The 9,728-nt window shown below is 72.0% G+C and carries 7 protein-coding genes; 2 read left to right on the top strand and 5 right to left on the bottom strand.

The annotated features are described in order from the left end of the window. The coding region (locus PV363_RS12790; RefSeq protein ID WP_301022508.1) for an Ig-like domain repeat protein at positions 1-1,552 on the top strand (1,552 nt) is incomplete at its 5' end. 43 nt (positions 1,553-1,595) lie between these two features. On the opposite strand, the gene PV363_RS12795 is transcribed toward PV363_RS12790, so the two are convergent. From PV363_RS12795 to PV363_RS12815, 5 genes are all read right to left on the bottom strand, one after another. Continuing rightward, the gene (locus PV363_RS12795) at positions 1,596-2,738 is read right to left on the bottom strand and encodes a CoA transferase (protein ID WP_301022509.1); all 1,143 of its coding nucleotides are present in this window, start codon (positions 2,736-2,738) and stop codon (positions 1,596-1,598) included. Then, a complete protein-coding gene (locus PV363_RS12800) occupies positions 2,735-4,228 on the bottom strand; it encodes an aldehyde dehydrogenase family protein (RefSeq protein WP_220342972.1) in 1,494 nt (497 codons plus the stop codon). Before PV363_RS12800 ends, PV363_RS12795 begins: the two co-directional genes overlap by 4 nt. Before the next feature lie 97 nt (positions 4,229-4,325). Further along, the gene (gene gabT / locus PV363_RS12805) at positions 4,326-5,666 is read right to left on the bottom strand and encodes a 4-aminobutyrate--2-oxoglutarate transaminase (RefSeq protein WP_220342974.1); all 1,341 of its coding nucleotides are present in this window, start codon (positions 5,664-5,666) and stop codon (positions 4,326-4,328) included. Continuing rightward, entirely contained in the window at positions 5,663-7,108 is a 1,446-nt protein-coding gene (locus PV363_RS12810; protein WP_301022510.1) for a gamma-aminobutyraldehyde dehydrogenase, read from the bottom strand. Before PV363_RS12810 ends, gabT begins: the two co-directional genes overlap by 4 nt. Next, positions 7,108-8,625 (bottom strand): APC family permease, encoded by a 1,518-nt coding sequence (locus tag PV363_RS12815; RefSeq protein ID WP_301022511.1) that lies wholly within the window; start codon positions 8,623-8,625, stop codon positions 7,108-7,110. The genes PV363_RS12810 and PV363_RS12815 overlap by 1 nt, the downstream gene beginning before the upstream one ends. Positions 8,626-8,739: 114 nt before the next feature. On the opposite strand from PV363_RS12815, the gene PV363_RS12820 reads away from it, so the two are divergent. After that, on the top strand, positions 8,740-9,728 hold a 989-nt coding region (locus tag PV363_RS12820), incomplete at its 3' end, for a PucR family transcriptional regulator ligand-binding domain-containing protein (RefSeq protein ID WP_301022512.1).

The following is a 9,728-nucleotide window of genomic DNA, read 5'->3' on the forward strand; positions in this document are numbered from 1 at the left end:
CATCGTGAACGCTGCCCCCGTCGTGCGTGACCAGACCTTCACGACGACGAAGGACAAGCCGTTCGACGGCTGGCCCTGGGCGCGCGACCTCGACATGACCGGACCCTTCGTCTGGACCTCGGGCGCGGCGCGCTTCACGTACGGCGAGCCCGAGCACGGCGCGATCGAGACGTTCTTCGTGGCCGACGACGATCCGGCAAGCCCCGCGTCGATCTTCGCGAAGGTCCAGCACAAGTACACCTACGTCCCCGACCCGGGCTTCGTCGGGACCGACCGGTTCACGGTGACGATGACCGATGCCGACGGCGTGTCGACGACCGGGACGGTCACCATCAAGGTGGAGGAGCCGGCCGCCCCGCAGACCGGTGTCATCCGTGACGTGCGCTACCGGTGCGCGTACGACCTCGGCGACCCGGGCACGACCGACCCGGTGGCGGCGGTGATGGGCGGCGACGTGACATTCCGCGTTGACGCGCGGGCCCACATACCGGCAAAGCTCGCGCCCGGTGAGAAGTTCACCGTGCCGGACACGGAAGTCTCGCTCAAGATGGCGCGTCCGATGGCTGAGCTGCTGGCCGGGCCCGACTTCAGCGCCGCCCCGGTGCCGCCGATGGAGGAGGCCGGTTTCGGTCAGACCGCGGTGGCCGGTCAGGCCACCGCCTCGGCGGTCTTCACCGAGACGGCCACAGGACGGACATACGAGGTGCCCATGACGGGCCTGAAGTCGGCGACCGTGCCGCTGTCGCTCCCAGTGCCCGCCGAGGGCATCACCATCCCGGTGAAGGGAGGGCTGCCCGAGCTGACGGCGCCGCAGTCGGGCGCCCTGACCGTGGCGATGCCGGAGAGGATGTTCATCAACGCGGTCCTCACGCCGGGTGCCCTCGGCGTCATCACCGACGTCGGTCTCGACTGCACCGCGATGGACGGCGAGGAGCTCACGATCGGGACCGTGCCGGTCGTGGACGAGCCGGGCACGCCGGCGCCAGCGCCGTCGTCGGTGAAGGCGTCGGCAGCTTCGACCCGGTACGGCGTCTCGCCGCGGGTGTCGGTCTCCGTCTCGCCGTCGACGGCGGGCGGCCGGGTGGAGGTGCGCAAGGGTGGCACCCTGCTGGCGCGGTCCACGGTGACGAAGGGGCGCGCCACGGTGGTGCTGCCCCGTACGGCGCTCAAGCCGGGCACGCACACCCTGTCGGTGCGCTACCTCGGTGACACGAAGACGAAGCCGTCGTCGACGACGGTCCGTCTCACGATCCGCAAGGCCAAGGCGTCGGTCACCGCGAAGGTGACGACGAAGAAGGTCGTCGCCGGCAAGACGCGCGCCAAGGTCCGGGTGACGGTGAAGGCCCGCGGGATCACGCCGTCGGGCAAGGTCGCGGTCTACTACCGCGGCAAGAAGGTCGGGACGGCGACGCTGCGCAAGAGCGGCCGGGCGGTCGTCCGGCTGAAGAAGCTGCCGAAGGCGGGGAGGGCCACCCTCCGGGTCCGCTACCTCGGCAGCGCGACCACCGGTGGGGCGACCAAGACGGTGAAGCTCTCGGTCAGGCGCCGGTAGCGCGACCCGTGGCCCCTGGTTCCTCCCTCCGCCGAACCAGGGGTCACGTGTCGTCGGCGAGCCAGCGGCGGATCTCGTCGTCGTGCTCTCCGAGGGCAGGCGGCGCAGTGGGCGGCGCCGGTGTGGTCACGGAGTACGTGACAGGGTGGCGAACCTGCGGCGGGTGGCCACCACCGACGTCGACCGTCGGCTCGAGCCCCAGTGCGCGGGCCCGGGCGATCGCCGTACCGATGTCGCCGACCTCGCCCACCGGCACGTCGGCGTCGGACAACCGCTCCTGCCACGCCGCCGCGGTGTCGGCGGACAGCGCGTCCTCGAGGGCGGTGACGAGGTCGGCGCGGTGAGCGACACGGTTCGCGTTGGTGGCGAAGCGCGGGTCCTCGGCGAGCTCGGGACGACCGACGCCCGTGCAGAGCCGCGCGAACTGTCCGTCGTTGCCGCAGGCGACGGCCAGCATGCCGTCGGCGCACCGCAGCGTCTCGTACGGCGCGATCGACGGGTGCTGGTTGCCCATCCGCCGGGGGGCCTCGCCGGTCGTCAGACAGCTCGTGGCCTGGTTGACGAGCGACCCGAGCAGGCTCGACAGCAGGGCGACCTCCACCCGCTGGCCGCGTCCGCTGCGCTCACGCTCGGCGAGGGCCGCCAGGATGCCGATGACGGCGTCCTTGCCGGTCAGGACGTCGACCAGCGCCACTCCGGCCTTGGTCGGCTCGCCGTCGGGGTCGCCCGTGATGCTCATGAGTCCGCCGACGGCCTGCACGACGAAGTCGTAGCCCGGCAGTGCGGCCCCTGCCCCGCTGCCGAAACCCGTGATCGAGCAGTAGACGAGTCGGGGGTTGTCGGCGGTCACCGCGTCGTACCCGAGACCCAGCCGGTCGAGCGTGCCGGCGCGGAAGTTCTCCACCAGCACGTCAGCACGGCGTACGAGGCGACGGGCGAGGGCGAGGTCGCCCTCGTCGCGGAGGTCGAGGGTGACGCTGCGCTTGGTGCGGTTGGCGCTCTCGAAGTAGGACGCGGTGCCGGCCGCCGTCCACGGCGGTCCCCAGTGCCGGGTGTCGTCCCCGACGCCGGGGCGCTCGACCTTGACGACCGTGGCGCCCAGGTCGGCGAGCATCGACGTGGCCATCGGTCCGGCGAGGACGCGACTGAAGTCCGCCACGAGGATCCCCTCCAGCGGCGCGGTCACGGCGTCATCAGCCGCCCGTCGACCCGCCGCGGGATGCCCCACGGGTTGCGCTCACGCAGCGGCGCGGGCAGTGCGGCGTCCGGCACCGACTGGTAGGTGACCGGCCGTGTGAACCTGCTGAGCGCGCCGGCCCCCACCGAGGTCGCCGTCGGGTCGGAGGTCGCGGGCCACGGACCGCCGTGGTGCTGCGCCCACGTGTACGCGACGCCGGTCGGGAAGTCCCCGACCGTGACGCGCCCCGCCTTGGAGGTGAGCTCGGCGAGGACGCCGGGGAGGTCCGGGTCGGAGTCACCGTCGGCGACCACGGTCGCGGCGAGCGTCCCCTGGAGAGCGCCGACGGTCCGGGTCAGGGCGGTCTCGTCGTCGTACTCCGCGACGAGGGCCACCGGTCCGAAGCACTCCTCGAGCAGACGGCTGCCCGGCTGGAGCGCGTCGAGCGGAACGGACAGGACGGTGGAGGAGACCGACCAGCCGTCGTCGGGGCCGGCGATCTCCGCGACCACCTCCGCGCCGGCGTCCACCAGCTCGCCGACGCCGGTCCGTGCCGCGTCGGCGATGCCCTGGGTCAGCGCCCACCCTCGCGGTGCGGTCTCGCGGAGGGCGGAGGCGACGGCCTCGGCGGCCCGCGAGCCGCGCGGCGCGAGCAGCAGGCCGGGCTTGGTGCAGAACTGCCCCGTACCGAGGGTGAAGGAGCCGACGAACCCGGAGGCGATCTCGCCGAGGCGGGCCTCCGCGGCCGCCGGGGTGACCACGACCGGGTTGACGGTGCCCATCTCGGCGAAGACGGGGATCGGGACGTCGCGCTGCTGCGCCGCCTCGCGGAGCGCCATGCCCGCGCGCTGCGAGCCCGTGAACGCGACGGCCGCGATCTGAGGGGCCGCGACCAGGTGCACGCCCGCGTCGAAGCCATGGACGATCCCGAGCACGCCGTCGGGCGCTCCGGCGTCGCGCAACGCCTCCGTCGCGAGAGCACCGAGCCGCTGGCTCAGGAGGGGATGCGCGGGGTGTCCCTTGACGACGACGGGGCACCCCGCCGCGAGGGCCGACGCGGTGTCGTTGCCGAGGACGCTGAACGCGAACGGGAAGTTGCTGGCGCCGAACACCGCGACCGGCCCCAGTGGCACGTTGACCCGGGCGAGCGGCGGGTTGGCGCCGGCGGCGTGGTCGATGGTGGCGCCGAGATAGGAGCCCTCCACCGCGACGTCGGCATAGAAGCGCAGCTGCCCCGCCGTCCGAGCGACCTCACCCTCCAGACGCGGTCGCCCGAGCGCCGTCTCCGCGTCGGCCAGGTCCACGAGCTCGTCCCGCGCCGCCTCGAGGGCGTCCGCGATCGCCGCGGACCACCGGACACGCTCGGCGGGCGGCGTCGCGGCCACCTCGATCGCGCACGCCGCCGCAGCCGCCACGATCGCGTCGACCTGGTCCAGCGGGGTCGCCTCCACCTCGCCGTTCACGCGTCCGGTGCGCGGGTCGTACGAGACGTCAGTCATGGCCGCTCCGTCCGCGATGTGTGCACTTGGTCAGGGAAGTGCGCCCCCGATTCCTTGAGGAACTGCACACATCGGGGACGGGGGGTACGCGTGCCCGTCACGGCAGCGCCCGGACGCCGGCCTCGAGGACCCCGAGGGCGTCGTCGAGCAGCGCGTCGCTGATCACCAGGGGCGGCAGCAGCCGGATCACGTTGCCGTACGTCCCGCACACCAGCACGAGCACGCCCTCGGCGTGGCAGTGTGCGGCGAGCGCCTGGGCGAACCGCGGTGCCGGATCCTTGGTGCCGGGCTCCACCAGCTCGATCGCGAGCATCGCCCCGCGGCCGCGTACGTCGCCGATCCGCCCGCCGGAGTCCGCCCGCAGCGCCTCGAGCCGCGGCTTGACGATCTGCTCGATCTCCGCGGCCCGGGCGACCAGGCCCTCGCTCTCGATGGTCTCGATCGCCCCCAGCGCCGCGGCGCACGCGACCGGGTTGCCGGCGTACGTGCCGCCCAGTCCGCCGGGCGCGACCGCGTCCATCACCTCGGCGCGACCGGTGACGGCCGCCAGCGGCATGCCCCCGGCGAGCGCCTTCGCGGTCGTGATCAGGTCCGGGACGATCCCCTCGTGCTCGCTGGCGAACATGCGCCCCGTCCGTGCGAAGCCGGTCTGCACCTCGTCGGCGACGAACAGGATGCCGTGCTCGCGCGCGAACTCCACCACCGCCGGCAGGAACCCCTCGGCCGGGACGATGAAGCCGCCCTCCCCCTGGATCGGCTCCGCCACGATCGCCGCCACGTTGTGGGCACCGATCTGCGTCAGGACGAGGTCCTTGAGCCGCGCCAGCGCATCGGCCGCGCACGCCTTCTCGTCACCGTCGTAGCGGTACGGGTACGCCATCGGCGCGCGGTAGACCTCCGGCGCGTACGGTCCGAAGCCCTCCTTGTACGGGACGTTCTTCGCCGTCATCGTCATCGTCATGAGGGTGCGGCCGTGGTAGGCGTGGTCGAGCACGACGACAGCCGGACGACCCGTGGCCGCACGCGCGATCTTCACCGCGTTCTCGACCGCCTCGGCGCCCGTCGAGAACAGCGCGGTGCGCTTGTCGTGGTCGCCGGGCGTGAGCCGGTTGAGGGCCTCGGCCACCTCGGTGAAGCCCTCGTACTCGGTCACCATGAAGCAGGTGTGGGTGAACTTCGCCGCCTGCTCGGCGATCCGCTCGACGACCTTGGGCGCCGCCGCCCCGACACTCGTCACCGCGATGCCCGACCCCAGGTCGATCAGCCGGTTGCCGTCGACGTCGACGAGGAGCGCACCGTCGGCGTGGTCGACGAACACCGGGAGGGTGATCCCGAACCCGCGCGCGACGTGCTGGGCGCGCCTCTCGTGCAGCGCGATCGAGCGCGGGCCCGGCACCGCGGTCTTGAGGAGTCGTGCCTGGTCGGTCATGGGTGTCATCCTTCGAGGTTGGCCATCACGTGCTTGACCCGCGTGTAGTCCTCGAGGCCGTACATCGACAGGTCCTTGCCGTATCCGGAGTGCTTGAACCCACCATGCGGCATCTCGGCGACGAGCGGGATGTGGGTGTTGATCCAGACGCAGCCGAAGTCGAGCGCGTTGGACATCCGCAGGCCGCGACCGAGGTCCTTGGTCCACACCGACGACGCGAGGGCGTACGGCACGCCGTTGGCCTTGGCGATCGCCTCGTCCTCGTGCTCGAAGGTCTGGACGGTGATGACGGGGCCGAAGATCTCCTGCTGGATCAGCTCGTCCTCCTGCTGCAGCCCGTCGATGACCGTGGGCTCGACGAAGAAGCCGCGGTCGCCCTGCCGTCCCCCGCCCGCGGTGACGGTCGCATGGTCGGGGACGCGCGAGAGGAAGCCGAGGACGCGCTCGAGCTGGTGGACGTTGTTGACCGGCGGCACCCAGACGTCCTCGTCGTGACGGCCCTTCTCGTACGAGGTCGCGGCCGCCTTCGCCTGCTCGGTGAGCGCGGCCACGAAGTCGTCGTGGACCCGCGGGTGCACGAGCACACGGGTGGCGGCGGTGCAGTCCTGGCCGGCGTTGAAGTAGCCGGCCGTGGCGATCCCCTCGGCCGCGGCCTCGATGTCGGCGTCGTCGAAGACGACGACGGGCGCCTTGCCGCCGAGCTCGAGGTGGACGCGCTTGACGTCGTGCGCGGCTGCCTCGGCCACCTGCTTGCCCGCGGCGACCGACCCGGTGATCGACACCATCGCGGGCGTCGGGTGCGAGACGACCGCGGCCCCGGTCGTACGGTCGCCGCAGACGACGGTGAGCGTGCCCGGCGGCAGGAACTCGGCCGCGATCTCGGCCATCATCACCGTCGACACGGGGGTGGTGTCGCTCGGCTTGAGCACGACCGTGTTGCCCGCGGCGAGCGCCGGCGCGAACTTCCAGACGGCCATCATCATCGGGTAGTTCCACGGAGCCACCTGGCCGACGACGCCGACGGGCTCACGGCGGATCCACGACGTGTGGCCGGCCATGTACTCGGCGGTGGCCCGCCCCTCGAGGACGCGCGCGGCCCCGGCGAAGAACCGGATCTGGTCGACCATCGGCGGGATCTCCTCCGCCATGGTCACCGGCACGACCTTGCCGGTGTTGCGGCTCTCCGCCTCGACGAGCTCCTCAGCCCGCGACTCGATGGCGTCGGCGATCTTGAGGAGCGCCTGCTGGCGGTCCGAGGGCGTCGTGCGACGCCAGGTGTCGAACGCCTTGGCCGCCGACTCGTAGGCCAGGTCGACGTCGGCCTCCCCTGACAGCGGCGCGTCCCCGTACGTCTCCCCGGTGCTCGGGTCGACGAGGTCGGTACGGCGGCCGTCGCGGGTGTCGACGAGCTGGCCGTCGACGAAGTTCTGGACGTGGACGGTGTCGGTCATCAGTGGGCTCCTGTGGAGGTGGTCCCTGGCTTGGAGTCGCCAGGGTAGGGCGTGACGATGTTGATGGCGTCGCCGTGGGCGGCGTCGGAGTGGCGGTACGGCCGGGCGACGAGCATGTAGACGAGGCCGACGCCGAGGACGATCGCGGCACCGAGCGCGACGATCCAGGTGTCGTACCACGGGACGTCGGGGTCGTCCCCGGGCCAGATCATGATGAGCGACGCGCCCAGCTGATAGGCGAGCGCCGCGACGGTGACCAGGAGCCCCCAGCCGCCGAGCGTGAACGCGCCGGACGGCTTCCACCCGCGCAGGCGGGCGCGCAGCGCGGCGGCGACGACCATCATGAACGCGAGGTAGATGCCGAACGAGGCGAACGAGATGATCCGCACCAGCGCGTCGTCGGAGACCTGCGAGCCGAGGATGATGACGACCGGGATCAGTGCGGCGAGCATCAGGGCGAACGGCGGGACGTGGCGTGCCTGCCAGAACCGCTTGAGCAGCCCGCTGCCGGGGACCATGTCGTCGCGGGCGTAGGCGTAGATCATCCGGCTCGCCGCGGCCTGGAGGCTGAGCACGCAGGACAGGAACGAGATCAGCACGATCACGAGCACAACACGGAAGCCGACGGAGCCGAACGCGTTCTCGAGCACGGTGGACACCGGGTCTTTGTCCTGCTCGGTGAACACGGCGGCGAAGCTCGGCACCCCGAGCACGAGCGCGAAGGTGATGAAGAACGCCGCGGCGCCACCGATATAGATCGTCATCCGCATCGCCTTGGGGATCTGGCGGCCCGGGTCGCGCACCTCCTCGGCGACGTCGCCGCAGGCCTCGAAGCCGTAGAAGAGGTAGAGGCCGATGAGCGCGGCGCCGAAGAACGCCGGCAGGTACGACCCGTCGCCCTGCACGTCGTAGGTGTCGAACAACGCGGCGACGCTGTGGTGGCGTTCGGTGAGCAGGACCCAGATGCCGACGACGAGAGCGCCCACGAGCTCGGCGGCGAAGCCGAAGAACGCGATCCTGGCGAGCAGCTTCGTGCCGCCGAGGTTCAGGAGTGTCGTGAGCAGGATCAGGCCGATCGCGCAGCACACGACGACGGTGGTGGTCTCGTCGATCCCCAGGACGATCGCGACGAACGGCCCCGCCCCGTACGAGACGCCGGCGATGGTCACGGTCAGCGCGATCATGTAGACCCAGCCGGTCATCCAGGCCCACTTACGGCCCCAGAGGCGGCGGGCCCACGGATAGACACCGCCGGCCACGGGATACTGCGCGACCACCTCGCTGAAGACGAGGGCGACCAGCAGCTGGCCGAGGGCGGCGAGCACGATCGCCCAGATCATCGGCGGTCCGCCGCTGGCGAGCGAGGTCCCGAAGAGGGAGTAGACGCCGACGACCGGGGAGAGATAGGTGAAGCCGAGGGCGAAGTTGCCCCACAGGTTCATGTCGCGCTTGAAGTCGGAGGTGTATCCGAGCGACGCGAGGTGCGCGTCGTCCGAGTCGAGCGGCGAGGTCGTCACGGGAGTCTCCCTGGGAACGGGCGGGGGTGGTGTCAAGCAGGCTAGGAGCGACGAGTCCAGCAGGGATCCTGACGAAGTGGCGTGCCTTGGCGACGAGCGGTGGACACTATGTCCATGGCAACCCCGCAGCCCGAGGACCCGTACGGCGTCACGCTGGCGTGGCTGCTCGCCCAGGAGGCCCTGGGGCTCCGCCTGGTCGAGCCCGAAGCCGTCCCGACGGTCTCGCTCCGATGGGCGCACGCGATCGAGCTCGTCGACCCCACGCCGTTCCTGGGCGGCGGCGAGCTCGTCCTCACCACCGGCCTGCGGATGCCACGCGACCACGCGGGCCAGGAGGCGTACGTCGAGCGGCTGGCGGCGGCCGGTGTGGTGGGGGTGGCGTTCGGGATCGGCGTCCGTTTCGACACGATCCCTCCCGGGTTGCGTGAGGCGTGCCGACGCTCGGTGATGCCGCTGATCGAGGTCCCGCTGCCGACACCGTTCGTGGCGATCACCCAGGCCGTCGCCGCGCACCGGGCGGAGCAGCAGAACGCCGTGATGCACCGCGCGGTCGGGTTCCAGCGCCAGATGACGCGCGCGACGCTCGACGAGGGTGTCGCCGGTCTGGTCACGGCCGTCGCTCGGGAGCTGAGCGCGGCGGTCGTCGTGCTGGACGAGCTGGAGCACCCGGTCGCCTCCGCCGGCGAGACGCCGGAGCTGGGTGAGCGCGTCGCGACCGAGCTGGTCGCGCTCGCCGCGCGTCCCGGACGCGCGAGCATCACCGTGGTGTCCGACACCGGCACGCTCGTGATCCAGCGGCTCGGCGGCCTCGAGCGCCCGAGCGGATGGCTCGCGGTGGAGGTCCCGGGTGCCCTGTCGGTCGGCGACCGGCTGCTTCTCAACCAGGCGGTCTCCCTGCTCACCCTCCAGCGTGAGCGACCCCGCGAGCTCGTGGACGCGCGGCACCGGCTCGGCGCGACCGTGCTCGAGCTGCTGCTCGACGACGAGGTGGTCGCTCCGTCGATCGTCCGGCACCTCCGGCACTTCGGCTTCGAGCCGGGCGAGCCCGTACGGATGCTGGTCGCGAGTGCGGGCACTGGCCGCACGTCGCCGCGCGACCTGGT

Source organism: Mumia sp. (assembly GCF_028803055.1).
Classification (GTDB): Bacteria; Actinomycetota; Actinomycetes; order Propionibacteriales; family Nocardioidaceae; genus Mumia.